The organism is Shinella sp. GW821-FHT10F02 (assembly GCF_058809275.1).
On sequence record NZ_JBXASL010000002.1, the window covers coordinates 390,687 to 417,168 of the forward strand.

Here is a 26,482-nt window from a genome sequence, read left to right on the forward strand (position 1 = left end):
CTTTCAGCCCTTCGCGACCGCGGCCACGGAGGCCGTAAAGACCGGATCGGCCATCAGCGCGCGGCAGCGGGCAAACCGTCCGTCCGCATAGGCGCGGAAATCGGCCGCCGGGTTGCCGTTGGCGAGCTGGATGAGGCCCCAGAGCGTCCAGAGCAGGTCGCACATCGCCTTGTAGATGACGATGCGGCCGCGTTCGGCAGGCTTCGGCTCGCCGCCGAAATAGGCGCGGATCATCTCCTCCTCCTGAGCGCCGGTAAATTCCGCCTCGACGGAGAGATCGCCGAGGTCCCACATCGGGTCGTTCATGCCGGAATATTCCCAGTCGACGATCCACATGCGCTCCCCCGTATCGAGAAAATTCTCGCAGAGCGGATCGCAATGGCAGGCGACGACGGGCAGCGCGTGGGCGGCGAGCGCCGCGCGCACGGCCTCGGCCTCGCGCAATCCTTCGTGATAACCCTCCGGCAGGGCGACGTCCTTGGTGGAGAGCACGGCGAGGTAGTCGTCGATCATCGCGAAGAGCTCGAAACGCGCCGGGAAGACGGCGCCGCTGTCGTGCAGGCGCCGGAAGGCCTCGCCGGCCCGCGCCGGGGCGCCGGAAACGGCCTTGAAGCCTTCGGGCGTCATCGTCGTCGCGCCGGGAATGAAGCGGGTGACCATCAGCCCGGTCACCGCATCCGCGTGAAAAACCTCCGGGCCGACGCCGACGCGCGCGGCCTCCTTCGCAGCGATCGCCTCGTTGCCGCGGTCGATATATTCCTCCGTGCCCTTGCCCGGCACGCGCAGGCACCATTCGCCGGCACGAAAGACGAGGTTGGTGAGGCCGCCGAGCCGTTCGATAGGGCCGTCGTAGCGTTCCAGGAGCGGGATTCCTGCAATCGCCTCCATCGCCTGCTGCTCTTCGTTCATGAACACCTCCTTTTGGCCGATGATGACGGTTCCACAGATTTCGCCCTTTCGCTATCATCATCAAAACACGAGGGAAGGCCATGGCAAACGGACATCATGAGGGTGCACTCGGCGCAGTCTACAATGCAAGCGGCACGGAAGAGGTGGCGGCCCTCTACGACCGCTGGGCCGAGACCTACGACGCCGACATGGCGAGCGCCGGCTATCGCCACCCGTCGATCTGCCTCGGCCTGATCGCGCGCCACCTGCCGCGGGGCGCGGCACCGCTGCTGGATGCGGGTGCGGGCACCGGGCTGATCGGAGAATGGCTGTCGATCCTCGGTTATCCCCATGTCGAAGGCCTCGACATTTCCGAAGGCATGCTGGCGCGGGCAGCGGCGAAGAACGTCTATGCCGCCCTGCATCGCGCGGCGCTGGGCAATCCCCTGCCCTTCCCGGACCGGCATTTTGCCGGCGTCGTCTCGGCCGGCGTCTTCACCTCCGGCCATGTCGGCGTGGAAGGGCTGCCGGAACTCCTGCGCATCACGCAGCCGGGCGGCGTCATCGTGCTGACGGTGAAGAACACGCTCTGGAACGACGGCTTCGCCGACCGGCTAGCCGCGCTGGAGCGGGAGGGCATTCTGCTGCGGGCGGAGGAAACCGTCCCCTACGTCTCCATGCCCGGCGAGACCGGCACCGTGCCGAGCCGCGGCGTGGTGCTGAAAGTGCTGCGCCACGCCTGAGCGGCAGAACTAGGCCGGTTGGACCTCGACGGTGACGTGCGACAGCGCGCCGAGATGGGCAAGCCGCGCCTTGTAGTCGGACGGCGCCTTGGGATGCGGCGAGGAAAGCGCGACGATGGCGGCGTGATGGCCGGGGCCGACCTGCCAGACATGCAGGTCGGTGATGTGCTCCTCGCCACGCTCCAGCGTCGCGCGGATCTCGTCGGCAAGCCCCGCCCCTTCCGGCGCCGCATCGATCAGCACCCCGCCCGTCTCGCGGATCAGGCTCCACGACCAGCGCACGATGACCAGCGCGCCGACGATGCCCATCAGCGGATCGGCCCAGAGCCAGCCGTAGCTGCGGCCGAGCAGCAGCGCGACGATGGCGAGGATCGAGGTCAGCGCATCGGCCAGCACATGCAGATAGGCGGCGCGCAGATTGTTGTCCTGCGCGTGGTGTTCATGATGGTGATGGTCATGATCGTGGCCATGGTGGTGGTGCGTATGGTCGTCCCGCAGCAGCCAGGCGCTGACGAGATTGACGGCAAGCCCGGCGACGGCGACGGCGATCGCCTGTTCGAAGCCGATCGCGACCGGATTGGCGAGCCGCACAAAACTTTCCCAGCCGATGAGCAGCGCGATCAGCGCCAGTACGATCGCACTGGCGAAGCCCGCGAGATCGCCGAGTTTCCCGGTGCCGAAGGTGAAGCGCGGATCGCGCGCATGGCGGCGGGCATAGGCATAGGCCAGCGCCGCGATCAGCATGGCGCCGGCATGGGTGGACATGTGCCAGCCATCCGCCACCAGCGCCATCGAGCCGTAGAGCGTGCCGGCGACGATTTCCGCCACCATCATGCTTGCCGTCAGCGAGATGACGAGCCAGACCTTGCGTTCGTTGCGGCTGTGATCGGAACCGAGAAAGACATGGTCATGCGTGGCCATGGTTTGCCCCTTTCGTTGTGGGCGGCGCTATTTCAGATAGGTCCGGATGACCCCGATCAGCTCTTCGCCGCCCTGAAGACAGTCCGCCTTGGTTTCCGCGGCAATAACGTGGTGGCGCAAATGATCCTCCATCACCTCCGCCGTCAGCCCACCGAGCGCGCCACGCACGGACGCGAGCTGGCGCATGATCTCCCCGCAGCCCGCCTCCCCCTCCAGCGCCCGCTCGATGCCATCGAGCTGGCCGCGGATGCGGCGTACACGGGCGATCAGCTTGTCCTTCTGCTGGATGGTATGGCTCACGTCGTCACCTTCGGCCTTATAGTATACCCCCCTATACTATAGATTCCACGATCAAGAAAGGCCCGTAGGCCTCCCCGGGCCGTGCGCTCAGGCTTTGACGCGCACGGCTGCCGGATCGTAGAGCGGTTCGAGGTGGATTTTTGCCGGCGTGCGTTCCATGGCGACGACGAGTTCGTAGTCGCCGCCCGTCAGGAAATCGTCGTCCACGCCCTCGGCGCGGCGCACATAGCCGTAACCGACATTCTTGCCGAGCGTATAGCCGTAGCCGCCGCTGGTGAGGTAGCCGACGGGCTCGCCGTTGCGCAGGATCGTCTCGCGGCCGACGAGCACCACATCCGGGTTGTCGACCGTGAAGCCGGCGAGCGCCTTCTTGCGCTTTTCGCCCTGCAGGGCCTCCAGCGCGCGGCGGCCGAGGAAGTCGGTGTTCTTGCGCAGCTTCACGGCCCAGCCGAGGCCGGCATCGAGCGGCGTATCGTTCGGCGTGATATCGGAACCCCAGGCGCGATAGCCCTTCTCGAGGCGCAGCGATTCCAGCGCGCGGTAGCCGACCGGGCGGATATGGAAGGGAGCGCCCGCCGCCATCAGCGCGTCGAAGACGGTGCCGATGGCGTCGATCGGCACATGCAGCTCCCAGCCGAGCTCGCCGACATAGGTGACGCGCAAGGCGCGTACGACATGGCCGGCGATCGCGATTTCCCGCACATGGCCGAAGGGGAAACCGGCATTGGAAACGTCGGCATCCGTGACGGCCGCGAGCACATCGCGTGCCTTCGGCCCCATCAGCGAGAGCGTGCCAAAATCCTCGGTGACGTCGCGCAGCGTCACGTCGAGGTCGTCGGGGATATGGTCCTCGATCCAGCCGAGGTCATGGGTGCGGAAACCCGTGCCGGTGACCACGTAGAATGTCTCGTCGGCAAGCCGCGCCACCGTCAGGTCCGCCTCGATGCCGCCGCGGGTGTTGAGAAGCTGGGTATAGGTGAGCCGGCCGACCGGCTTGCCGACATCGTTGGCGCAGATCCAGTCAAGCGCCTTCAATGCATCCGGCCCCGTCATCTCATATTTGGCGAAGGAGGACTGGTCGAAGATGCCGACGGCCTCGCGCACATGGCGATGCTCGTCGCCGACGGCGGAAAACCAGTTCTGCCGGCCCATCGAATAGATGTCCTTCGGCTCGGCTCCCTTGGGCGCGAACCAGTTCGGCCGCTCCCAGCCGAGCTTCGAGCCGAACACCGCGCCATGCGCCTTCAGCCGCTCATAGAGTGGCGAGACGACACGCGGGCGGCCGCTTTCATATTCTTCATGCGGGAAGCCGATCGTATAGTGTTTGCCATAGGCTTCCAGCGTGCGGTCGAGCACCCATTGGCGATCGCGATGCATGCCGGAAAAGCGGCGGATGTCGACCACCCAGAGATCGAGCGGCGCCTCGCCGTCGACGACCCATTGCGCCAGCACCCAGCCCGCGCCGCCGCCGGACGCGATGCCGAAGGCGTTGAAGCCGGCACCGACGAACATGTTCTTGCATTCCGGCGCGACGCCGAGGATGAAGTTGCCGTCCGGCGTAAAGCTCTCCGGCCCGTTGATCATCTGCTTGACGCCGACCTTCTCCAGCGCCGGCACGCGGGCGATGGCCTGCTCCATATGCTGCTCGAAATGGTCGAAATCGTCGTCGAAGAGGCGGAAGGCGAAGTCGTCGGGCACGTCGCCGGTGGTCCACGGCTGCGGGTTCGGCTCGTAGCCGCCCATCACCAGCCCGCCGACCTCCTCCTTGAAATAGGTGCGGCGGTCGGGATCGCGGATCGTCGGGGCATCGGTGGCAAGGCCCGGCACCGTTTCGGTGATGATATATTGGTGCTTGACCGGCTGGAGCGGCACGTTGATGCCCGCCATGGCCCCCACCTGCCGCGCCCATTGGCCGGCACAATTGACGACCTTTTCGCAGGAAATATCGCCGAGCGTGGTGCGCACGCGGCGGATGCGGCCGTCCTCGATATCGAAACCCGTGACGCGCACGTTCTCGACGATCTTCGCGCCGTGCATGCGGGCACCCCGGGCGAGCGACTGGGTAATGTCCGACGGGCTCGCCTGCCCGTCCGTCGGCAGCCAGCTTGCGCCGACGAGGTCGCCAACCTCCATCAGCGGCCACATGGTCTTCACCTCCTGCGGCGTCAGCAGGTGCATGTCCATGCCGAAACTTTTCGCGGTCGTGGCAAGGCGGCGGAACTCGGTCCAGCGATCCTGGTTGGTGGCAAGGCGCAGGCAGCCCGTCATCTTCCAGCCGGTGGCAAGCCCCGTCTCGGCTTCGAGGCCCTTGTAGAGATCGACGGAATATTTCAGCACGCGGGTAATGGAGGCGGAGGAGCGAAGCTGGCCGACGAGGCCGGCGGCATGCCAGGTGGAGCCGGAGGTCAGCGTGCCCTGCTCCAGAAGGATGACATCCGCCTTGTGGTCGCGGGCGAGATGATAGGCCGTCGAGCAGCCGATGATGCCGCCGCCGATGACAACGATCTCAGCATGGGATGGCAGGGTCATTTGGTGTGTTTCCCGTATTTTGTTCTGTAGTGGTCAAGCGCCCTGTCGAGGCGGTCGAGATTGTCCGCCGTGTAGCCGACATAGTCGGCGCCCGGCGCGGTGAGATGCAGTTCGGAGACCATGCTCCACATCGCCTCGCGCAACAGCGAGGCGCATTGCATGGCGGCATGCGAGCGGCGGATCGCGGGGTCCGGCGCGCCGCCGAAATAGGCATCGAGGAAATCCTCGGCCTCCTCCGGCGAAAGTCCGGCATTGGAGGTGGCGCCGGCCAGATCGAACATGGCGGTGGAGAAACCGGCATATTCGAAGTCGATCAGCCAGAGCCGGTCGCCATCGTCGAGAATGTTCGTCGGCAGGAGGTCGTTGTGGCCGAAGACGATCGGCAACGGTGCCTGCGCCGCCTCCAGCTCCTCGGCGAGCGCAAGGTAGCCCGGCAGATGCGGCTTCATGCGGCTGCCGCCGGCCTTCAGGGTACGGGCATAGTCGCGCACCACATGGAAGGGCCAGAAGAGGAAGGCGGCACCACTGATCTCCGCCGGCATCTCGGTGTGGAAGCGGCGCAGCAGCGCCGCCACGCGCCGGCGTTCGATGGCGACGTCTTCCGCGCCAAAGGTTTTTGCGCCGAGAAAGGCCGAGACCATGAGGCCCGGCTCGGCATATTGCACCTGCGGGCCGAAGCCGGCGGCATGGGCAGCCCGCGCCGTCATCAGTTCCCGCTCGCGAAAAACGTGGTGGAAGGGATAATCCCGACCAAAGCGCACGACATGGCGCCCCGCCCCGTCGCTAACCAGATAACTCTCGTTGCTGATGCCGCCCTTCAGCGGTGCGATCTCGATGCGGCCTGTCCAGCAGGGCAGAGCGCGAATGCGGTCCTCGACGGCGCGGCTGATCTCGATATGTCCCTCCATCAGCTCACCCTCTCGCGGATGCGGTTGGCGCCGGCGGAAATCAGCCGGTCGGCGATGATGGCGATGAAGGCGATGGAGAGGCCGGCGACGATGCCGCGGCCGGTATCGGCCTTGGTGAGCGCGATATAGACCTCCTGCCCGAGGTCGCGCGTGCCGACCAGCGCGGTGATGACCAGCATGGAGAGCGCGAACATGATGGTCTGGTTGAGCCCGAGCAGGATCTCCGGCAGCGCCAGCTTCAGCTTGATCTTGGTAAGAATCTGGCGCGGCGTGCAGCCCATGGCGCGGCCGGCTTCTACCACGCGCGGATCGACGCGGTGGAGGCCCAGCACCGTGTAGCGGATCGCCGGCACGACGGCATAGGCGACGACAGCGATCATCGCGGTGAAGTCGCCGACGCGGAACAGCATGACAACAGGCATGAGATAGACGAAGGAGGGCAGCGTCTGCAGCGTATCGATGACGAGTTGCAGCCAGCGCCAGAGCCGGTCGCGCTCGGCCGCAAGAATGCCGAGCGGCACGCCGATCAGGCAGGCGAAGACGACCGAGACGCCGCAGAGATAGACGGTGACCGTCGCCTTTTCCCACTGGCCGGTCGCCGCGATCAGGAAGGCCAACACGCCGACCAGCAAGGCGAGGCGCAGCCCGCCCAGCGTATATCCTGCCAAAGCCAGCAGCGCGACGACGCCAGCCCAGGGCAGGTCGGCGAGCAGGCGTTTCAGGGGCACCAGTAGGTTCAGCAGGATGATGTTGCGGATCGCCTCCAGCGCGTCGAAGAAGTTGATGTTGATCCAGCGCACGACCTCGGACCAGAAAGTGCCGGTGGAAACCTGCCAGGCTTCGGGGAAGGATTGCAGCGCGGGCACGGCGAGGCCCGCAACGAAGGTAACGAAAACGATCGTCAGTGCAGCGACGAGATAGGGGTAGCGGGAGACGAAGCCGCTTGCTGCCGGGATGCCGGCCGCCGGTTTTCCCGCTTTTTCCGCATAGGCCTGGCTCAACCGGTCGAGCGCCACGGCGAGCGCGACGATCGCTAGGCCCGCTTCGAGGCCGGCGCCGATATCGAGGCGGCGAAGGGCGGCGAGCACGTCGAAGCCGAGGCCGCCGGCGCCGATCATCGAGGCGATGATCACCATGTTGAGCGAGAGCATGATGACCTGGTTGACGCCGACCATCAGGCTGTCCTTGGCGGATGGCACCATGATCTTCCACGTCATCTGCCGCCGGCTGCACCCGACCATGTTGCCGAGGTCGCGGATTTCCGATGGCACCGAGCGCAGGGCGAGGATGGTCACACGCGCCATCGGCGGCAGGGCGTAGATCAGCGTCGCGACGATCGCCGATGTCGGGCCGAAGCCGAAAAAGACGAGCACGGGCACGAGATAGGCGAAGACCGGGATCGTCTGCATCAGATCGAGCACCGGCACCAGCACGCGCTCGAAGAGCGGCCAACGCCAGGCGGCAAGGCCGAGCAGCAGGCCCACCAAGACGCCGATCGGCACGGCGACGACGATGGAGGCGAGCGTCACCATGGCGCTCGTCCACTGGCCGAAAAGCACGAGGAAGCCGAAGCAGGCGGTGACGAGGGCGGCCAGCCGGACACCCCCGGCGTGATGGCCGATCAGCGCAACGATAGCGAGCACCGCGAGCCAGGAGAGCGGCGGCACCTGCTGCACCGCGCTCGACCCCTGCCCGGAAAGCAGCCCGGTCGAGAGCAGGCCGAGCGCCACACGGTAGGGCAGGTCGATGATTTCGGCAACGAACCGGGTGAGGTCCGTGAAGGTGAAGAGCCCGAAACTCGCCTCGTCCAGCAGCCATTTCGTTGCCTTGCCGATCCAGCGTGCGGCGGGGATTTCGAGGGCACGCGGGTAGGAGAAGGCCCATTTCGCCAGCCCATCGCCGAATTGCCAGAAGAGGACGAAGACCGCGAGCGCCGCCGGCCACAGCCAGCGCGCCCGCGCCGTTGCGATGGAGGGGTTTTCCGGGATCGGTTCGGAGACGGGCTGGAGGAAGGGAAAGGAGGCGCTCATGCCGTCAACCCCGCATCATCACGTCGACGACCGCGGTGCGGTCGATCAGGCCGACGGGTTTTCCCGCGCCGTCCAGCACAGCCAGCGCCTCGTTGCCAGCGGAAAAGAGCGGCGCCGCCTCTGCGATGGGTGCAGCGGCCCGGATGGAGGCCGGCGGCAGCACGCCGTTGAGCGGCCGCATGAGGGAGGCCACCTTGACGACCTTGGCCCGCGCAACGCTGCGCGTGAACTCCGCCACATAGGGCGTGGCCGGGTTCAGCACGAGGTCTTCCGGCGTGCCGGCCTGCACGATCTCGCCGTCCTTCATGATGGCGATGCGGTCGGCAAGGCGAATCGCCTCGTCGAAATCATGGGTGATGAAGACGATGGTCTTCTTCAGCACGGATTGCAGGCGCAGGAATTCGTCCTGCATTTCGCGGCGGATCAGCGGGTCGAGCGCGGAAAACGGCTCGTCGAGGAACCAGAGTTCCGGTTCCACCGCCAGCGAGCGGGCAATGCCGACGCGCTGCTGCTGGCCGCCGGAAAGTTCGCGGGGAAAGGCAGTCTCCTTGCCGGAGAGGCCGACGAGGTCGATCATGCGCCGCGCCCGCTCCTCGCGCGCCGCCCGCTCTATGCCCTGGATTTCCAGGGGAAAGGCGACATTCGCCAGCACCGTCAGGTGCGGCAGAAGCGCAAAATGCTGGAACACCATGCCCATCTGGTGGCGGCGGATTTCGATCATCCGCGCTTCGCTGGCCGCCAGCAGGTTCTCGCCGTTGAAGAGGATGTCGCCGGAGGTCGGCTCGATGAGGCGCGACAGGCAGCGCACCAGCGTCGACTTGCCCGAGCCCGACAGGCCCATGATGACGAAGATCTCGCCCTCGCGAACCTCGATATTGACGTCGCGCACCGCGCCGACGGCGCCGGCTGCGCGCAGGTCCGCGCTCGTCGGCCGCGAAGCCGTGCCGATCAGGGATTTGCCGCCGGCGCCAAAAATCTTCCAGACGCCGCGGCAGACAAGTTTCGGTTCGTGAGAAGCCATCGTTCTTCCGGTCGCGTAATCGAAACGCAGCCCTTCCGGGGCCGCACGCTCAAGGAAACGACCCGGCCCCCTGCTGGCGGGAGCCGGGCCTGGCGCTTCTACTTCTTGATCCAGCCGGACCAGCGCGGCTCGTTGGCCGCCATCCATTCGGCGACCACCTCCGAGACCTTCTTGCCGTCGAGGTCCACCTTCGTGATCATCGCGCCCATCTCGTCATTGTTGATGTTGAACGCCTTGATGGCCGCGTAGGCGCCCGGCCACTTGTCCTTGACGCCCGACCAGCCGACCTTCCAGATCGGGCCGAAGGGCTTGCCGCAGTCATAGGCGGCATCGGGGTTCACGCCGACAGCCGGGTCCGTGTAGCACTCCTTCGAATAGGGCGGGAACTCCACCCATTCGCCCTTGTACTTGGCCGGCGCCCAGTGCGGCGCGTAGATCCAGAGCAGGATGGGCGCCTGGCGCTGGTATGCGCTTTCGAGCTCGGCAAAGAGGGCGGCGTCGGTGCCGGCATGGATCACCTCGAAGGGCAGGTCCAGCGCCTCGACGCGTTCGTCGTCAAAACCACCCCAGGTGACAGGGCCGCCGAGATACCGGCCTTTCGGCGCGGTTTCCGGAATGGAGAAGGCCTCGGCGCAGGCTTCGCTCTTCAGCGCTTCCCAGTTCGGCAGGCCGGGGCATTTCTCCTTCATGTATTCCGGATACCACCACTCTTCCTTGGCCTGCATGCCGGTCTCGCCGAAATTCTCGACCTTGCCGGTGGCCGTCGCGGCATCCATCGCGTCGCGGCCGGTGGTTTCCCACATTTCCATGGCGACATGCAGGTCGCCGGTCTCCAGGCCCGCGAATTGCGCGAGATAGTCGGCCTGGACATATTCGACGGAATAGCCGGCTTTCTTCAGCACCTCGCCCATGATTTCCGTGGTGATGAGCTGGCCGGTCCAGTCATGCAGCGTGAGCTTGATGGGATCGGTGGATTCCTGGGCGCTTGCGGGCGCCATCGTGAGGGCCGCGGACAGGCAGAGCGTCGCGGCAAGCATTCCTGACAGGCGAATAGGTTGAAACATGCGTGATCTCCCGGTCGCACTTTGAAGTCGATGCTGTTCTGCGTGCGCAGGAGGTCGTTCCCCGTACTTTTGTATCTGTCGACCCGTGCACGCCGCCAATCTCACGCGGGATGAAAGCGCCTGTCAATCCTGCACTGTGGCTTTTTATGTCTTTATGCCTGCTTTTGCGGCTTTCTTGCCAGATGATCCGTCTAGGATTATGAAGCAGGAGAACGCATGCGGACACGACGACGATGAACCACTCCAAGCGCCACAACGACATTCTCCGCCTGCTCCAGCAGGACGGCACGGTGACGATCGCCGATCTCGCAAAGAAACTCGAGGTTTCGCTGGAAACCGTGCGGCGGGACATCAAGCCGCTGACGACCAACGGCACCGTGCTGAAGATGCACGGCGCGGTCGCGCTGCCCTCCGTGGTGGGCGAAGCGCCCTTCGAAAAGCGCATGCGCGAAAACAGCGAGGCGAAAAAGGCGATCGCCATCGCGATGGCCGCGACGATCCGCGACGGTGATTCGATCATGCTGGATACGGGCACGACGACGAGCTATCTCGCCCGCGAGCTGCTGGGACACCGACGGCTGACCGTGGTCACCAACTCCTCCGACATCGCCCGCACGCTTTCGACGGTCAACGACAACCGCGTCTACATGGCCGGCGGCGAGCTGCGCAGCGACAACGGGGCCGCCTTCGGCGTCTCGGCGATCGAATTCATCAGCCATTTCACCGTCGGCCATGCGGTGATTTCCACAGGCGCGATCGATGCCGGGATCGGTGTGATGGACTACGATCTGGAGGAAGCGGAATTCGCGCGCGCCGTGGTGTCGCGCGGAAAGCGCGCGATCGTCGTCACCGACCACACGAAATTCGGCCGGCAGGGGCTGGTGCGGGTGTGCGAGTTTAGCGCGCTGACCGACCTTTTCACCGACAAGGCCCCGCCGCGCGACGTCTCGTCGTCGCTGAAGGCCGCGGGCGTCAACGTCGTCCTGGCGCGCTGAACGCAACGCGGCCCGGCAGAAGACCCGCCGGACCGCTCCAAATCACGTCAGTTCATCGTCGACCACTGCCGCTCGACTTCCTCGACGTCCTTGTTCAAGTGCACATGCGCATCGACATGATCGACCCAGTCGAGAGGGATCAGGTGATGCCGGCCATCCTTCGAATCGCTCTTCGTGAGCTTGATGCGGCTTTCGCCCTCCATATGGTCGACGGTGCCGATGTGACCGCCATCGGCGGCCCGGACTTCCATATGTTCACGGATTTCGCTTGCAGCGACCATGGGACTTCTCCTTTCAGGTGAAACGTCACCCGTAAGAAACGCGGGGACCCTCGCGTGGTTCCCGCGCCCGCTGTGCTAGTAGGCGGCCTCGTAGGCGGCGCAGATCTCGGCCTGCGTCTTGCCGGCAAGATAGGCGATCTCGCCCTCCTTGTGCTTGACGTAGACGTCGGCGAACCCTTCCGGAAACCAGCCGCAGACCGTCGCATTGCCCCGGAAACGCTGGAGTGCAGCTTCCAGCGTCTGCGGCAGGCGCACGTAGCCGCGGGCGGCCAGCGCTTCGATATTCAGCAGCGACAGGTCCTCCTGCGTCGCCTCCGGCACCGCCAGCCCCTCCTCGATGCCCTGCACGCCGGCATGGACGATCGCGGCGAGCGCCAGGTGCGGATTGGCGGCGCCGTCGGCGGCGCGGAATTCGAAGTTGAACTGGGCGGCGCGCGCGATATCGCTGATGTCCGAGACCGGGCAGATCCGCACCGATGCCTCGCGATCGCGGAAACCGAGATTGTTGAAGGCCGCACTCCAGCGGTGCGGGGTAAGCCGCAGGTAGGACACGACGCTGGGCGCGGTGATGGCGATGATCGAGTCGAGATATTTCAGGATGCCTGCGACGAATTTGCCCGCGACGTCGGAAAGCTCGTGTTTGCCGTTCGGGTCGTGGGTCACGGGATTGCCGGCGGAATCCAGCATGCTGATATGCACATGCACGCCATTGCCGACGCCGGCCGGATCGCGGATCGGCGTGAAGGTCGGGTCGTAGCCGAGTTCGCGGGCGACAAGCTGCACGAGTTCGCGGGTGATCAGTGAATGATCGGCGACGGTGACGCCCTTCTGCGGCCCCATCGTCACCTCGAACTGGCCGGCGCCGAATTCCTTGAGGATCGTATCGGGCGTCACGCCCGCCGCGCGCATGGCGGCGACGATCGCCTCGCAAAAATGCCGCTCCTCCTGGAAACCGCCGAGCGTGAAGGCCTTGCCGACCTCGGAAACGAGATGCTTGATCTGGAATTCGTGCTCGAAGGCGCCGTAGAGCGTGACGCCCGCCACCCTCTCCAGCCGCTCAAGGGCGGCTTCGAGGATCGAGCGCGTGCAGAATTCCCACGGCCGGCCGTCGGTATAGCGGATGTTGCCGAGGACGAAGTTTTCGTTGGGTGCCCCCTCCTCGCTCTCGATGCTGACGCTCGTCGCAGCGTCGGGGATGAGCACGAGGTCGCCGAGCGAGCCGAAGGGGCTTTCGGCGATATTGTCGAAGCAGGTGATCTGCACATTGGTCGGCGTCCAGCCGACGCCGCGTTTCAGGCGCTTTTCCATCTGCGCCAGCGGAAAGGCCTTGCCGCGCACCTTGCCCGAAAGGTCGCCGCAGCAGGCGACCATCATTTCCTCACGTTTCATCTGCGTCCCCGTTGATCTGGTCATAACCCGGCATCGAAAAGCGGATGCCGTCCCAATCCTTGATGCGTTTCTGCGTCGCCTCCCAATCGGCCTCGGAGACGCGCACGATCAGCGCCTCGACGAGCGCCATGGCGGCGGCGACCGTATCCCAGGCCGTGCCGGCATCGATCGGCAGCGCCACGATATGATCGGCGCTGCGGGCGGCCGGCGACATCCACTTGTCGGTGACGACGACGATCGTCGCGCCGCGTTTTTCCGCGATCGTCTCGGCAAGGCGCGAGAGGCTGAGCTGGTAGCGCCGGAAATCGAACAGCAGCACGACGTCCTTCTTGCGCATGCGCAATACGTGCTCCGGCCACATTTCCGGGTTGTCGGCCATATGGTAGATGCCGCTGCGGATCTGGCGCAGGTGGATCGACAGGAACGAGGCGACATTGTCGCTGACGCGCCCGCCGAGCAGGAAGATGTTGCGCGACGGATCGGCAAGCAGGTCGGCGAGAATGTCGAACTGCGCCTGCGACACCGTCGCCGTCATTTCCTGCATGACGGCCGAGACGCGTGCCACATATTCCGACAGGAATTCCGAATGGCCGACCGGCTTTTGGCTGGATTTGAGGTCGAGCGGCGAGCGCTGCCCTTCCTTCAGCTCGGTGATGAGCTGGCGTTGCAGGTCCTGGAAGCCGCCGCAGCCAATCTTGCTGACGAAGCGGGTGATGGAGGGCGCGCTGACCCCGGTCTTCGCCGCCAGCTCCTGGATGCTTTCAAGCCCGGTGAACGGGTAGTCCGCAAGGATGGCATTGGCGATCTTGCGCTCGCTGGCGGTCAGCTGCGCTGCGGCATCGCGGATTCTCGTGCGGATCGTCGTCGACGACTTACCATCGCTCATTGGCGTTCGTTCCCTTTGCTGAAACGAATATTCACGCCTTGAAAAAAATTAGTCAAATGGAAAAAGTCGATTGACTATGATCGGAAAATTTCTTTGACTGCTGGCCATAGAAGCCCGCGCCTCGGGCTGCAGGACGGATCCCATTTCATGCTGAGGTTCGCAGACCGCGACACGACGAGATTGCTGCAGGCGGGAGACCCCGATCCCGTGGAATGGATCAATTCCACGGGACGGTCGGCGATTTTCCTCACCTGCGAGCATGCCGGCCGTGCGATTCCAGCAGCGCTTGGCGATCTCGGCATTGCGGCGGACGAAATGGACCGCCACATCGCCTATGACGTCGGTGCGGAAGGCGTGGCCCGCGCGCTGTCCGAACGGCTCGATGCGGCGCTCATCCTGCAACGCTACAGCCGTCTTGTGATCGACTGCAACCGGCCTTTCGAGGCGAAGGACTGCATCGTTACGACCAGCGACGGCACGGTGGTACCGGTCAATGCCGACGTGACCGACAAGGAGCGCCAGCGCCGCTACGTTGAAATCCACCAGCCGCTGCACGAGGCGATCGCGGTGGCCCTCGACCAGAGGCAGGCGAGCGGCAAGCCGCTTCTCCTGGTCTCGGTGCACAGTTTCACGCCGGTGATGCGCGCCACCGGCGCGGTGCGGGATTTCGAACTGGGCCTGCTTTACAATCACGATGCGCGCCTTGCCGAGCGGCTGGCGGAAACCTTCCACGCCGCCAATCCGGACGTCACCGTCAAGCTCAACGCGCCCTATCACGTCGACGACATCTCCGATTACACGATCCCCGTGCACGGCGAGCGGCGCGGCATTCCGCATGTGCTTCTCGAAGTGCGCAACGACCTCATCAACGACGCCCGCGGGCAGCAGGAATGGGCCGACCGGCTGGCCGGCCCCCTGCTTCTCGCAGCAGAAACCCTTGAAGGACCTACCGATGGCCGCTGACCATCTGACCACCCGCGACGTGCCGCTCGATCCGGCCGCCTCCGCCATCCTCTTCATCGACGTGCAGAATTTCTCCGTGCGGCGCGACGGCGGCGAGTTCAAGGATGTTTCCGACGCGGATATTGCGGGCCAGTACGGCTATTATTTCAAGCGCATCCACGAGGTGGCGATCCCGAACATGCAGCGCCTGCTCGCTGGCTTCCGCAAGGCCGGAATCGAGGTGCTGCACACCACGATCGAGAGCCTCACCACGGACGGCCGCGACCGCGGCCTCGACTACAAGATCACCGGCTTCAACGTGCCGAAGGGCTCCTCCGACGGCAAGGTGATCGACGAACTGGCGCCGCTCGAGGACGAGATCGTCTTCCCGAAGAGCTCGTCCAGCGTCTTCGTCTCCACGCATATCGACTATGTGCTGCGCAATCTCGGCGTCAAACAACTTGTGCTTTGTGGACTGCTGACCGACCAGTGCGTGGAATCGGCCGTGCGCGACGCCTGCGACCTCAACTATCTCGTGACCCTCGTGCCGGATGCCTGCGGCACCTATTCGCAGGAGCGCCACGACAATTCGCTGCGCACGATCAAGGGCTATTGCCGGCAGATCTCGACCGACGCGCTGCTGAACGAAATCGGGCAGTAAGCCCGCACACGGAACCGACGGGACGGACACAAGGAGCATTCCAGGGCGGGCCGCAGAACAAAACAAAAAGGCCGGGCCGCCGATCCATTCACTGCCGAAAAGGCACCACAAAAGGGGAACGACCATGATGAAGACTTCCAGACTGCTTCTGGCGGCGACGAGTTTCGCGCTGGCCTCTACTGCGGCCCTTGCCGCCGACGACAAGATCGTGATCGGCGGCGCGCTGTCGATGACGGGCATCCAGGCCCCGCTCGACACGCCCGGCTATAACGGCGCGCAGGTCGCCGTCAAATTCCTGAACGACAATGGCGGCGTGCTCGGCAAGCAGATCGAGTTCATCAACATCGACGGCAAGTCCGATCCGGTGACGGTCGGCAATGTCGCCGTCGAATTGATCGACAAGGGCGCCCAGGTCATCGTCGCACCCTGCGACTTCGACTTCGGTTCGCCGGCCAGCCGCGAGGCACAGTCCGCCGGCCTCGTCGGCATCTCGACCTGCGCCTCCGATCCGCTCTATTCCTCCTGGTCGCTCGGCGACAAGCAGTTCACGCTCTCCATGTGGAACACCACGATGGGCGCAACGGCCGCCGACTTCGCCTTCAAGGAAAAGGGCTGGAAGACGGCCTATGTCGTCACCGACCAGTTCATCGCCTATACCAAGTCGCTGTCGAAATATTTCGTCGAGCAGTTCAAGGCGGATGGCGGCGAGGTCATCCTCGAAGACACCTACACGAACGGCGACAACAACTTTTCCGCCCAGCTCGCGCGTCTCCAGGCGCTCGGCAAGAAGCCGGACGTGATCTTCGTCTCGTCCTACGGCACGGATATCGGCGTGATCATCCGGGCGCTGCGCGAAGTCGGCTACGATGCGCCGATCCTCGGCGGCGATGCCTATGACGACCCGGCCATGCACCAGGCGCTCGGCGAAAAGTTCGGCAACGACGTCTATTTCGTCACGCATACCTGGATGGGCGCAGGCGCGGATCCGGAAATGGAGAAGTTCATCGGCCTCTACAAGGAAATGTTTGGCAAGGACCCGGACACCTCCTTCGTCTCGACCGGCTGGGACACGATCATGATGATCGCCCAGGCGATCAAGGCGGCCGGCTCGACCGATGGTGCCGCCGTTGCCAAGGCGCTGGAAGACGGCCAGTTCAAGTTGCTCACCGGTGATCTCGACTATGGCACCAACGAGGAAGGCCATGTGCCGAACAAGGCGGCGGCCCTCATCGAGCTCAAGGGCGGCAAGCCGACCTTCGTCGGATGGCGCAAGCCGGAATCCCTGCCGAAGCCCTGATCGCCCCTGCCTGCGGGCCGGCCTTGTGGCCGGCCCATTACTATCGGGAAAGCCATGTCTGAAACGCGCCTCGCGGTAAACGACGTGTCGGTGGAATTCACCGGCCTTCGCGCCCTCGACCATGTGTCCCTCTCCGTCTCGACCGGCGAGGTCGTCGGCCTCATCGGGCCAAACGGCTCCGGCAAGACGACGCTCATCAATGCCATTACCGGCCAGGTGAAACTAGCAGGCGGCACGATCACCGCCGGCGACACCAGGCTCTCCGGCCTCTCGCCGCGCGAGATCGCGCTGCAAGGCGTCAGCCGCTCGTTCCAGATCGTGCGGCTGTTCAACACGATGACGGTGCTGGAAAATGTCGAGGCCGCAGCCCTCGCGAAGGGCGCCTCCCTTGCCGTTGCCACGGAGCGCGCAAAGGGAGTGCTCAACGAACTCGGCCTTGCCGCCAAGGCCGACGAGCTCGGCGAAAGCCTCAGCTATGGCGACAAGCGCCGCGTGGAAATCGCCCGTGCACTCGCCGCCGAGCCCCGTTTCCTGCTGCTCGACGAACCGGCCGCCGGCATGAACGACGCGGAGACCGAGACCTTGCTGCACACGCTGTCCGAGCTGCCGAAGACACGCGGCCTCGGCCTCCTCATCATCGACCACGACATGGGGCTGATCATGCGCCTCTGCCACCGGCTGCATGTGCTTGCCACCGGCCGCACCATCGCGGAAGGCGACGCCGCGCATGTGCGCAGCCACCCGGCCGTCATCGAGGCCTATCTCGGCAAGGGAGCGGTCCATGCTTGATGTGCGTGACCTCTCCGTCAACTACGGCACGATCCGCGCGGTGCGCGGCATCAGCTTCACCGTCGGCAAGGGCGAGCTGGTGAGCCTGCTCGGCGCCAACGGCGCGGGCAAATCCTCGACCATCAAATGCATCGCCGGCGCGCTGAAGGCGTCCGGCGGCTCCATTATGCTCGAAGGCAAGGACATCACGTCGGCGAGCCCCGAACAGGTGGTGCGCGCCGGCCTCGCCACCGTGCCGGAAACCCGCGACGTCTTCCCGGACCTGACGGTCGCCGAAAATCTCATGCTCGGCGCCTATATCCACCGCCGCGACCAGGCCGGCAACCGGGAAAACCTCGACCGCCTGCATACGCTGTTCCCGCGCCTTGCCGAACGCTCGCAACAGCCAGCCGGCACGCTGTCCGGCGGCGAGCAGCAGATGCTGGTCATCGCCCGCGCGCTGATGTCGCGGCCCACCGTGCTGCTGCTCGATGAGCCCTCGCTCGGCCTTGCGCCGGCCATCGTCGAGCGCATCTTCGAAATGATCGAGACGCTGAAAAAATCCGGCCTCACCATCCTGCTCGTCGAGCAGAACGTGAACCAGGCGCTCGCCGTCGCCGACCGTGCCTATGTCATGCGCCTCGGCGCGATCGTCACGTCAGGCACCGCCGACGAGATCCGCGCGACGAGCGATCTCAGCGCACATTATCTGGGAGGCTGACCCATGGCTTTCGCGATCCAGTTCATCATCGATGTGCTCAGCCTCGGCGGCGCTTACGCGCTGATGGCGCTCGGCCTCGTCATCGTCTACGGCATCCTGCGGCTGGTGAATTTCGCCTATGGCGAACTCATCATGGTCGCCGGCTACACGATGTTCCTCGCCAGCGGCTCTGGCCTGCCGTGGATCATCATGGCGGTGCTCGCCGTTGTCATGGCGATCGTCTTCGGTATCCTCACCGACTACGTCGCCTTCCGGCCGGTGCGCGCCAAGTCGGTGACCGCCGTGCTGATCACCTCCTTCGCCTTCTCTAACCTGTTGCAGAACGCGGCCCTGCTCTTCATCTCGCCGCGCCCGCGCAACGTGCCGCTGCCGGAAATCTTCTCGCAGACTGTCACGATCGGCGGCGCCATCACCCCGGTGCGCAACCTCATCACGATTGCCGCCTCCATCGTGCTGCTCGCCGCCGTCGCCTTCCTGATGCGCAAGACGACGCTCGGCATCGCCATGCGGGCGGCCGCGACCAACTTCACCATGGCCCGCATGCTGGGCGTGCCGGCGAACCTCATCATCTCGTCGGCCTTCGCACTCTCCGGCTTCCTGGCCGGCGTCGTCGGCATCCTGTGGATCGGCCGCATTGGCACCGTCGTGCCGGGCGTCGGGCTGGAACCACTGCTCGTCGCCTTCATCGCCACCGTGATCGGCGGCATGCGCAGCCTACCGGGCGCGGTCGTCGGCGGCTTCCTGCTGGCGCTGATCGATACAACGCTCAACTACACCTTGTCGCAGGATCTCCTGAAATTCCGCGACGCCTTCACCTTCAGCCTCGTCATCCTGATCCTGCTCTGGCGCCCGCAGGGCCTCATCAAGGGTCCGGCAAGCGGCCAGCGGACCTGAGGAGCGGAACCCATGAAACATTCCTATCTCACCGCGCTCATCCTCATCGCCGTCATCCTCGTCATCGGTGTCGGCAGCCAGTTGCTCGGCATCCGCCTCTACGACCGCATCGCCACCAACCTGCTGATATCGCTGGTGCTCGTCGTCGGCCTGCAGACCTTCATGGGCAATTCCGGCCTGCTGTCCTTCGCCCATATCGGCTTCATGGGGCTCGGCGCCTACACCTCCGCCGTGCTCACCATTCCGGCGCAGATGAAGGGCATGGCGCTGCCGGATCTCTATGAGTTCATGAAGGTCGTTGAAGTCTCGCCGCTGCTTGCCATGCTGGCAGCCGGCGTGCTGGCGGCGGCGGTGGCGGCCGTCGTCGCCTACCCCTTGATGCGGCTTTCGGATGCGGCATCCGTCATCACCTCCTTCGCGCTGCTCGTCGTGCTCTACACGGTCATGAACAACTGGAGCGCCTTCACCAACGGCCCGCGCACGCTCTTCGGCCTGCCGAAGACGACGGACATGCCGATCGCCGCCATCGTCGCCGGCATCGTCGTCGTCGTCGCCCTGCTCTTCAAGGAATCGCGCACCGGCAAGCTTTTGCGCGCATCGCGTGAGGACGAGGTGGCAGCCGCAGCTCTTGGCGCCAATATCCCCCACCTGCGCTGGCGCGCCTTCATCCTCGCCGCCTTCATCGCCGGCATCGGCGGCGCACTCTGGGGCCACTTCATCACATCCTTTGCGCCAAAAGCCTTCTACCTCAAGGAGACGTTCCTGATCATCACCATGCTGGTGATCGGCGGCGCCAACACCGTCACCGGCGCCGTCGCCGGCACGGTGCTGATCACCGTCGCCTATGAGGGCCTGCGCAGCACCGAGGGCGCGCTAAACGCCACCTCCTTCGGCGCCGGCCAGGTCATCGGCCTTACCGAAATCGTGCTGGCGCTCGCCATGATCGCCGTGATGATCCTGAAACCCGGCGGTCTCTTCCCGAACCGCGAGATCGGCCACATCCTCACCCGCGCCCGCCGCAAGAAGGAAACCGCCCCATGACCTGGAAGACCGCCTACCGTTCCTTCTACTACGCCAATGCGGACGAGCCGGACGACATCATACTCGATCCGGAAACGACCGCGCTCCTCGTCATCGACATCCAGAACACCTATCTCGACCCGAAGGACACGCCGGAGGAAACCGCCCGCTGGCAGCCCTTCTACGATCGCATGCGCGGCACGGTGATCCCGAACACCGCACGCCTGATCGACGAATGCCGCAAGCGCAAGGTGGAGGTCATCTACGCCCGCATCGCCTGCCAGAAGCCGGACGGCCGCGACCGGTCGCTGAGCCAGAAAAAGCCGGGTTTCAACTACCTGCTGCTGCCGAAGGAACTGCCGGAAGGGCAGGTCGTGCCGGAACTGGAGCCGCGCGCCGACGAGATCGTCATCACCAAGACGACCGACAGCGCGCTGACCGGCACGAACCTGCGCCTGATCCTGCACAATATGGGCATCAAGGACGTCATCTGCTGCGGCATCTTCACCGACCAGTGCGTCTCCTCCACCGTGCGCAGCCTCGCCGACGAAAGCTTCGGCGTGGTCGTCGTCGACGATTGCGGTGCGGCGGCGACGGACGAACTGCACAAGCGGGAACTGGAGATCATCAACATGATCTACTGCCATGTCGTCCAGCTCGACGAGGTCATCACCTTCTTCAAATAAACGAGGAAACGCGCCATGTCCGGTCTCTATGCCCGCGAAAGCCGATCCGTCTCCACCATGGCGCACCTGCGGTTCTTTCCGCAGGCGGTCGTCGGCGGCAGCGGCGCCTATCTGACGGGCGACGACGGGCGGCAGCTTCTCGACTTCGCCGCCTCCTGGGGGGCGGCTAGCCTCGGCCATTCGCACCCCGCCATCCGCGAAGCCGTTAACCGCGCGCTCTCCGACCAGGCGGGCGCGAGTTACCTCTCGACCGCCAACGAGCCCTGCGTGCTGCTCGCCGAAAAACTGCTCTCGCTGGTGCCCGAGCGTGCCTGCGGCCGCGTCTGGTTCGGCCATTCCGGCTCGGATGCCAATGAGACAGTCGCCCGCATGGTCGTCGCCGCCACCGGCCGGCCGCGCATCCTCGCCTTCAGCGGTGCCTATCACGGCGGCACTGTCGGCTCAATGGCCGTCTCCGGCCATCCGGCGCAGCAGGGCACGCGAGCCGAGGGCCTGACGCTCGTTCCCTACCCGAACAGCTACGCGGCCGGCAGCCCCGAGGCCGCGAAGGACGACGCCCTCGCTCATCTCGAAAAGCTCTTTTCGACGGAGGTGCCGCCGCAAGAGGTTGCCGCCTTCTTCATCGAGCCGATCCAGTCGGACGGCGGCATGCTGGTGCCGCCGGACAGTTACTTCAAGGCGGTGGAAACACTCTGCCGCAAGCATGGCATCCTGCTCGTCTCCGATGAGGTGAAGGTCGGTCTCGGCCGCAGCGGCCGCTTCAACGCCTTCGAGCATTCCGACATCGAGCCGGATATCGTGGTCTTCGGCAAAGGGCTCGGCGGCGGCCTGCCGATCTCGGCGGTGGTCGGCCCGGAGGCGATCATGAACCACGCCGTCGCCTTCTCGCTGCAAACGGTGCACGGCAACCCGGTCTGCGCCGCCGCGGCGCTTGCCGTGTTGCAGACGATCGAGCGCGACCATCTGGTGCAGAACGCAGAGCGAACCGGCAATGTACTGCGCGAAGCGCTCAACCGCCTCGCCGCCCGCCATTCCCTCATCGGAAATGTACGCGGCCGTGGCCTCGCGCTCGGCGTCGAGCTCGTCACCGACCGCGCAACCCGCGAACCGGCCGCGCGACAGACGGCGCTCACCGTCTACCGCGCCTTCCAGCTCGGCCTCGTGCTCTACTACGTCGGGGTCCGCTCCAACGTGCTGGAATTCACCCCGCCCCTGACGCTCAGCGAAAACCAGGCGCAGGAGGGTGTTGCCATGCTCGACCAGGCGCTCGCCGACGTCGCGGCGGGGCGCGTAGACGAAAGCCTGCTCGCAGAGTTTGCCGGCTGGTAGCCGTCAGTCGACGATATCAGCCAGCACGCTGACGCAGTCGCCGGATTTGACGAGACCGGGGAAATGGCGAGCGGCGAGGATACCGTCCATCTTCGCCTTCACCTCCAGAGGCGCCACGCCGGTGCGGCCTACGGGGTAGATGCGAGCGACGACGTCGCCATTCTTCACCCGCTCGCCGAGATCGTAAAGCGGCTCGATCAGCCCGCCGTCCTCGGCAAATGAGAAACAATTGCCGTCCGGCATGTCGAGCCAGGTCGTGTCCGTGGCGTCGACCGCACCCTTCAGGATGCCGGCCGCCTTCAGCACATTGGCGACACCCGCCTTGGCGATGCCTGCACTCTTCGCCGTCGCCGTACCGCCGCCACCGAGTTCGGTGGTGATGAAGACCTTGCCCATCTCCTCGGCCGCCGTGTCGTACATGCCGACCGCATCGATCTCTAGCATCTTCATCGACCAGGGCGCGCCGAAGGCGCTGACGAGGTCGAAGGCTTTTGCCTCCTGCGCCTTGTCGGGCAGGATATGCGCGGCGCAAAAAGGCAGGAAATCCAGCGTCTTGCCGCCGGAATGGAAGTCGAGCACGATATCGGCGAGCGGCAGCAGCGTGCGCTGGAAATAGTCGGCGATCTTCGGCGTGACCGTGCCATCCGGCGCGCCCGGAAAGCTGCGGTTCATGTTGCCCTTGTCGATCGGCGAGGTGCGCGTGCCGGCGAGGAAGGCAGGATAGTTCATCGCCGGAACGATGATGACGCGGCCGGAAACATCCTCCGCCTTCAGCGTACGCGCGAGATCGAAGAGCGCGATCGGTCCCTCATATTCGTCGCCATGGTTGCCGCCGGTGAGAAGGGCCGTCGGCCCCTCCCCGTTCTTCACCACCGTCACCGGGATCATCACCGAACCCCAGGCGGAATCGTCCCGGCTGTAGGGCAAGCGCAAAAAGCCGTGCTGCACGCCCTCGGCCGAAAAATCGACCGTGGGGCTGATGGGAGAGACACGCATGGCTCAGTCCTTCACGAGAAGCTTGCGCGGCACATTGGCCAGGCACTCAACACCGGTTTCGGTGATCAAAATGCTTTCCGTCGTCTCGAAGCCCATATCCTCCAGCCAGAGGCCGGTCATGAAATGGAAGGTCATGCCGGGCTTGAGCTCGCTCTTGTCGCCGGGGCGCAGGCTCATCGTGCGCTCGCCCCAGTCCGGCGGATAGGAGACGCCGATGCCGTAGCCCGTGCGGTTGTCCTTCACGATGCCGTATTTCTTCAGCACGCCGAAGAAGGCGTTGGCGATGTCCTCGCAGGTATTGCCGGGTTTTGCCACCGCAAGCCCCGCCTCCATGCCTTCGAGCGTCGCCTTCTCGGCATCGATGAAGGCCTGCGTCGGCTTGCCGAGAAAGACGGTGCGCGACAGCGGCACATGGTAACGATGGTAGCAGCCGGCGATCTCGAAGAAGGTGCCCTCGCCGGATTTCATCGGCCGGTCGTCCCAGGTGAGATGCGGCGCGGAGGCTTCGACGCCGGACGGCAGCAGCGGCACGATCGCCGGATAATCGCCGCCGATGCCATCGACGCCGCGCGTGCCTGCATCGTAGATCTCGGCGACGAGATCGCATTTGCGCATGCCGACCTCGATCTTGTCGAAGATGCGTTGGTGCATGGCCTCAACGATGCGCGCGGCGTTGCGCATATATTTGATTTCCCTCTCGCTTTTCACCGCGCGCTGCCAGTTGACGAGGGCAGTCGCATCGACAAAGCGGGCATTCGGCAGGTGTTTTGTAAGCGAGGCGAAGGCGGCGGCGGAAAACCAGTAATTGTCCATCTCGACGCCGATGGTCAGCTTGTCGAGGCCGCGGTCTGTGAGCTTGGCAGAGAGGTAATCCATCGGGTGGCGTTCGGTGGACTGCACGTAGTGGTCCGGATAGCCGATGATGTTCTCGTGCTTCAGATAGGCGGTGAATTTCGCGCCGGTGGCATCCTGGCCGCGGCCGTACCAGATCGGCTCGCCGGTCGGCGGCACGACGACGCACTGGTGCACGTAGAAGGACCAGCCGTCATAGCCCGTCAGCCAGTTCATGTTCGACGGATCGCTACAGATCAGCACGTCGATGCCCTTGGCTTCCATGGCCTTCCGCGTCTTTTGAAGACGTGCTTCATACTCCGGAAGTGAGAACTTCAGGTTCGCTTGTTTCATCGGTGTTTCCTCTATACCCGGCGAAAAGCCGGTCTCAACTGTCGAAGGTCGTGCCCGCACCCGCCGCAGCCGCGCGGGCGGCGGCAAGCGTTGCGATGGCCGTGTCCTGGATGCCCGTGCCGGTGAGATCCGCCACGGTGATCTGCTCGGGGCCGCTGCGGCCCGGTTTGCGCCCGGCGATGATCTCGCCGAGTTCGGGGAAGGTGGTGCCTTCGGTGACAAGCCCCGCCTCGATGGCATGGTGCAACTCGCCGAGCCGGCGCGTCTGTTTCAGGCTGTCGGCAACATAGAGCGCGGCACCCGTTATGACCGCCGGCTCGATCTCGTTCTTGTGCTCGGCATCGGAGCCCATGGCGGTAATATGCTGGCCCGGTTGCAGCCATTCGGCCTTGAGGACCGGCGTTTCGGAGGGCGTGGTGGTGACGATGATGTAGGCCCCATCGACCGCCGCCCGGCCATCGGTTTCCGCACGGACGGGGAAACCAAGTTTCAGCGTCAACTCCGCCGCAACCGCCTCGGCCTTTGCCGTATCGCGCGCCCAGATCCGGGCTTCGCGGATCGGGCGCACCAGGCTCAGCGCCTCCAGTTGCAGCTTTGCCTGCATGCCGGCGCCGAAGATGGCGGCGACCGAGGCATCGGTGCGCGAAAGATATCGCGCCGCAACGGCGCCCGCCGCGGCCGTGCGCACATCCGTCAGGTAGCCGTTGTCGAGCAGCACCGCCTGCACGAGGCCGGTCTTCGTCGAAAACAGCACCATCAGGCCATTGGTGCTCGGCAGGCCGATCGCCGGGTTGTCGAAGAAGCCGGGGCTGATTTTTATGGCAAAACCATCGAGGCCGGGCACATAGGCGGTCTTCACGTCCACCTCCGCGCGCTGCTCCGGCATGTCGAGCCGCAGGATCGGCGGCATGACGACAGCCTTGGTGGCGAGCGCGTGGAACGCATCCTCCACGCAGGCGATCGCCTCAAGGTCGAGCGGCACGATGCGGCGCAGGTCCGCTTCGGTCAGTATCTTCATCTTCGTCACGCCGCGTCCTCCGCAAACGGATCGGCCTCGCCGTTGATGACCCGCTGGTGCAGGCCCATATCGACATTGCGGCCGGAAAGAATGACGGCCACGGGGCCGCCGAGCTTGCCGAGACGGCCGGAAAGCAGCGCCGCGATGCCCACCGCAGCGCCCCCCTCGATCACCTCGCGTTCTTCCGCATAGGCATGCCGCATGCCCGCCGCGATCTCGGTTTCGGACAGCAGGATCACCCCGTCGAGCAGATCGCGGCACATGCGGAAGGTCACGGCATTGTCGAGGCCGATACCGCCGCCGAGCGAATCCGCAAGGCTTGCCACCTCCTCGACCTGCACCGGCCGCCCGGCATCCAGGCTCGCCTTCATTGCCGCACCGCGCTGCATGGTGAGGCCGATGACGCGCGTCTTCGGCAAGCGCCCCTTCACCGCTGCCGCCACACCCGCAGCAAGCCCACCACCCGAAAGCGGCACGAGCACGGTGGCGACATCCGGCATGGCCTCGACGATCTCCAGGCCAAGCGTCCCCTGCCCCGCCACCACAGCGGGATTATCGAAGGGCGGCACCATGACGAGGCCGTCTTCGGCGACCAGCCGGTCCACCTCGACCTGCGCCTCATCCTGCGACCGGCCGACGATGCGCACATTCGCGCCGAGCCGGCGGATTTCCGCCACCTTGTTTTCCGGTACGAGCCGGGACATGCAGATCGTCGCGACCGAACCTTCGGCCTTCGCCGCATGGGCAAGCGCGCGGCCGTGATTGCCGGTCGAGGCGGCAACAACGCCCCTCGCCCGCTCTTCCGGCGAAAGCGAAAGCACCGCATTGGTCGCGCCCCGCAACTTGAAGCTACCGGTCGTCTGGTGGTGTTCGAGCTTCAGGCCCACCGGCACGCCGCAGCGTTCGGAAAGCGATGCCGACAGCACGAAGGGCGTGCGCAGGATGCGACCCTCGATGCGCCGGGCAGCCTGTTCGATATCGGCCAATGTCACGGGAAGGTTTGTCATGGC

Annotated in this window: 26 protein-coding genes; 11 read left to right on the plus strand and 15 right to left on the minus strand. The window is 65.2% G+C overall.

Going from position 1 to position 26,482, the window contains the following annotated elements; genetic code table 11:
• Positions 1–3 precede the first annotated feature (3 nt).
• Positions 4–909 (minus strand): phosphotransferase, encoded by a 906-nt coding sequence (locus AC1RWL_RS07685; RefSeq protein ID WP_493094138.1) that lies wholly within the window; start codon positions 907–909, stop codon positions 4–6.
• An 80-nt stretch (positions 910–989) separates the two neighbouring features.
• Between AC1RWL_RS07685 and AC1RWL_RS07690 the strand changes: the two genes are divergently transcribed.
• Positions 990–1,631 carry a class I SAM-dependent DNA methyltransferase gene (locus AC1RWL_RS07690; protein ID WP_493094139.1) on the plus strand — a complete coding sequence of 214 codons (642 nt, stop codon included), beginning with the start codon at positions 990–992 and terminating at the stop codon, positions 1,629–1,631.
• Positions 1,632–1,640: 9 nt separating this feature from the next.
• Here the strand turns inward: AC1RWL_RS07690 and dmeF are convergent, their stop codons facing one another.
• From dmeF to AC1RWL_RS07725, 7 genes are all read right to left on the minus strand, one after another.
• Positions 1,641–2,552, minus strand: coding sequence for a CDF family Co(II)/Ni(II) efflux transporter DmeF (dmeF, locus tag AC1RWL_RS07695; RefSeq protein WP_493094140.1), 912 nt, complete (start codon positions 2,550–2,552; stop codon positions 1,641–1,643).
• Between the two features lie 27 nt (positions 2,553–2,579).
• Complete coding sequence (locus AC1RWL_RS07700) at positions 2,580–2,852, minus strand: metal/formaldehyde-sensitive transcriptional repressor (RefSeq protein ID WP_493094141.1); 273 nt, start codon at positions 2,850–2,852, stop codon at positions 2,580–2,582.
• 87 nt (positions 2,853–2,939) lie between these two features.
• Entirely contained in the window at positions 2,940–5,381 is a 2,442-nt protein-coding gene (locus AC1RWL_RS07705) for a GcvT family protein (RefSeq protein WP_493094142.1), read from the minus strand.
• A complete protein-coding gene (locus AC1RWL_RS07710) occupies positions 5,378–6,289 on the minus strand; it encodes a choline/ethanolamine kinase family protein (RefSeq protein ID WP_493094143.1) in 912 nt (303 codons plus the stop codon). The genes AC1RWL_RS07705 and AC1RWL_RS07710 overlap by 4 nt, the downstream gene beginning before the upstream one ends.
• Positions 6,289–8,319 (minus strand): ABC transporter permease, encoded by a 2,031-nt coding sequence (locus tag AC1RWL_RS07715; RefSeq protein WP_493094144.1) that lies wholly within the window; start codon positions 8,317–8,319, stop codon positions 6,289–6,291. The genes AC1RWL_RS07710 and AC1RWL_RS07715 overlap by 1 nt, the downstream gene beginning before the upstream one ends.
• A 4-nt stretch (positions 8,320–8,323) precedes the next feature.
• A complete protein-coding gene (locus tag AC1RWL_RS07720) occupies positions 8,324–9,340 on the minus strand; it encodes a quaternary amine ABC transporter ATP-binding protein (protein ID WP_493094145.1) in 1,017 nt (338 codons plus the stop codon).
• 98 nt (positions 9,341–9,438) lie between these two features.
• Positions 9,439–10,404 carry an ABC transporter substrate-binding protein gene (locus AC1RWL_RS07725; RefSeq protein WP_493094146.1) on the minus strand — a complete coding sequence of 322 codons (966 nt, stop codon included), beginning with the start codon at positions 10,402–10,404 and terminating at the stop codon, positions 9,439–9,441.
• Positions 10,405–10,637: 233 nt separating this feature from the next.
• Here AC1RWL_RS07725 and AC1RWL_RS07730 point away from each other — a divergent pair, with 233 nt between their 5' ends.
• Positions 10,638–11,399 carry a DeoR/GlpR family DNA-binding transcription regulator gene (locus AC1RWL_RS07730; RefSeq protein WP_435265761.1) on the plus strand — a complete coding sequence of 254 codons (762 nt, stop codon included), beginning with the start codon at positions 10,638–10,640 and terminating at the stop codon, positions 11,397–11,399.
• A 47-nt stretch (positions 11,400–11,446) separates the two neighbouring features.
• Here AC1RWL_RS07730 and AC1RWL_RS07735 read toward each other — a convergent pair whose 3' ends face one another.
• The 3 genes from AC1RWL_RS07735 to AC1RWL_RS07745 all read right to left on the minus strand — a co-directional run bounded on the left by AC1RWL_RS07735 (position 11,447) and on the right by AC1RWL_RS07745 (position 13,955).
• On the minus strand, positions 11,447–11,680 hold the full coding sequence (locus AC1RWL_RS07735) for a DUF2171 domain-containing protein (protein ID WP_435265762.1): 234 nt from the start codon (positions 11,678–11,680) through the stop codon (positions 11,447–11,449).
• Between the two features lie 75 nt (positions 11,681–11,755).
• The gene (locus AC1RWL_RS07740; protein ID WP_493094147.1) at positions 11,756–13,069 is read right to left on the minus strand and encodes a type I glutamate--ammonia ligase; all 1,314 of its coding nucleotides are present in this window, start codon (positions 13,067–13,069) and stop codon (positions 11,756–11,758) included.
• Entirely contained in the window at positions 13,059–13,955 is an 897-nt protein-coding gene (locus tag AC1RWL_RS07745) for a MurR/RpiR family transcriptional regulator (RefSeq protein WP_256116407.1), read from the minus strand. The genes AC1RWL_RS07740 and AC1RWL_RS07745 overlap by 11 nt, the downstream gene beginning before the upstream one ends.
• A 147-nt stretch (positions 13,956–14,102) precedes the next feature.
• On the opposite strand from AC1RWL_RS07745, the gene AC1RWL_RS07750 reads away from it, so the two are divergent.
• From AC1RWL_RS07750 to AC1RWL_RS07790, 9 genes are all read left to right on the plus strand, one after another.
• Positions 14,103–14,918, plus strand: a complete 816-nt coding sequence (locus AC1RWL_RS07750) for an N-formylglutamate amidohydrolase (RefSeq protein WP_493094148.1) — start codon at positions 14,103–14,105, stop codon at positions 14,916–14,918.
• Positions 14,908–15,558 (plus strand): cysteine hydrolase family protein, encoded by a 651-nt coding sequence (locus AC1RWL_RS07755; RefSeq protein WP_493094149.1) that lies wholly within the window; start codon positions 14,908–14,910, stop codon positions 15,556–15,558. Before AC1RWL_RS07750 ends, AC1RWL_RS07755 begins: the two co-directional genes overlap by 11 nt.
• Before the next feature lie 124 nt (positions 15,559–15,682).
• On the plus strand, positions 15,683–16,855 hold the full coding sequence (locus tag AC1RWL_RS07760) for an ABC transporter substrate-binding protein (RefSeq protein ID WP_256116402.1): 1,173 nt from the start codon (positions 15,683–15,685) through the stop codon (positions 16,853–16,855).
• A gap of 54 nt (positions 16,856–16,909) precedes the next feature.
• Entirely contained in the window at positions 16,910–17,644 is a 735-nt protein-coding gene (locus AC1RWL_RS07765) for an ABC transporter ATP-binding protein (protein ID WP_492648000.1), read from the plus strand.
• A complete protein-coding gene (locus AC1RWL_RS07770) occupies positions 17,637–18,344 on the plus strand; it encodes an ABC transporter ATP-binding protein (protein ID WP_493094150.1) in 708 nt (235 codons plus the stop codon). Before AC1RWL_RS07765 ends, AC1RWL_RS07770 begins: the two co-directional genes overlap by 8 nt.
• Before the next feature lie 3 nt (positions 18,345–18,347).
• Complete coding sequence (locus AC1RWL_RS07775) at positions 18,348–19,238, plus strand: branched-chain amino acid ABC transporter permease (protein ID WP_493094151.1); 891 nt, start codon at positions 18,348–18,350, stop codon at positions 19,236–19,238.
• Positions 19,239–19,250: 12 nt separating this feature from the next.
• Positions 19,251–20,279: a branched-chain amino acid ABC transporter permease gene (locus tag AC1RWL_RS07780; protein ID WP_493094152.1), complete on the plus strand. Its 1,029-nt coding sequence runs from the start codon at positions 19,251–19,253 to the stop codon at positions 20,277–20,279.
• Positions 20,276–20,944 (plus strand): cysteine hydrolase family protein, encoded by a 669-nt coding sequence (locus AC1RWL_RS07785; protein WP_493094153.1) that lies wholly within the window; start codon positions 20,276–20,278, stop codon positions 20,942–20,944. Before AC1RWL_RS07780 ends, AC1RWL_RS07785 begins: the two co-directional genes overlap by 4 nt.
• Before the next feature lie 15 nt (positions 20,945–20,959).
• Positions 20,960–22,273, plus strand: coding sequence for an aspartate aminotransferase family protein (locus AC1RWL_RS07790; RefSeq protein WP_493094154.1), 1,314 nt, complete (start codon positions 20,960–20,962; stop codon positions 22,271–22,273).
• A 3-nt stretch (positions 22,274–22,276) separates the two neighbouring features.
• Here the strand turns inward: AC1RWL_RS07790 and doeB are convergent, their stop codons facing one another.
• From doeB to eutB, 4 genes are read right to left on the minus strand one after another with little or no spacing between them, the layout of a single operon-like run.
• Positions 22,277–23,269 (minus strand): N(2)-acetyl-L-2,4-diaminobutanoate deacetylase DoeB, encoded by a 993-nt coding sequence (gene doeB, locus AC1RWL_RS07795; protein WP_493094155.1) that lies wholly within the window; start codon positions 23,267–23,269, stop codon positions 22,277–22,279.
• 3 nt (positions 23,270–23,272) lie between these two features.
• Positions 23,273–24,454, minus strand: coding sequence for an ectoine hydrolase DoeA (gene doeA / locus AC1RWL_RS07800; protein ID WP_493094156.1), 1,182 nt, complete (start codon positions 24,452–24,454; stop codon positions 23,273–23,275).
• 34 nt (positions 24,455–24,488) lie between these two features.
• Complete coding sequence (eutC, locus tag AC1RWL_RS07805) at positions 24,489–25,481, minus strand: ectoine utilization protein EutC (protein WP_493094157.1); 993 nt, start codon at positions 25,479–25,481, stop codon at positions 24,489–24,491.
• On the minus strand, positions 25,478–26,479 hold the full coding sequence (eutB, locus tag AC1RWL_RS07810; protein ID WP_493094158.1) for a hydroxyectoine utilization dehydratase EutB: 1,002 nt from the start codon (positions 26,477–26,479) through the stop codon (positions 25,478–25,480). Before eutB ends, eutC begins: the two co-directional genes overlap by 4 nt.
• Positions 26,480–26,482: the final 3 nt, after the last annotated feature.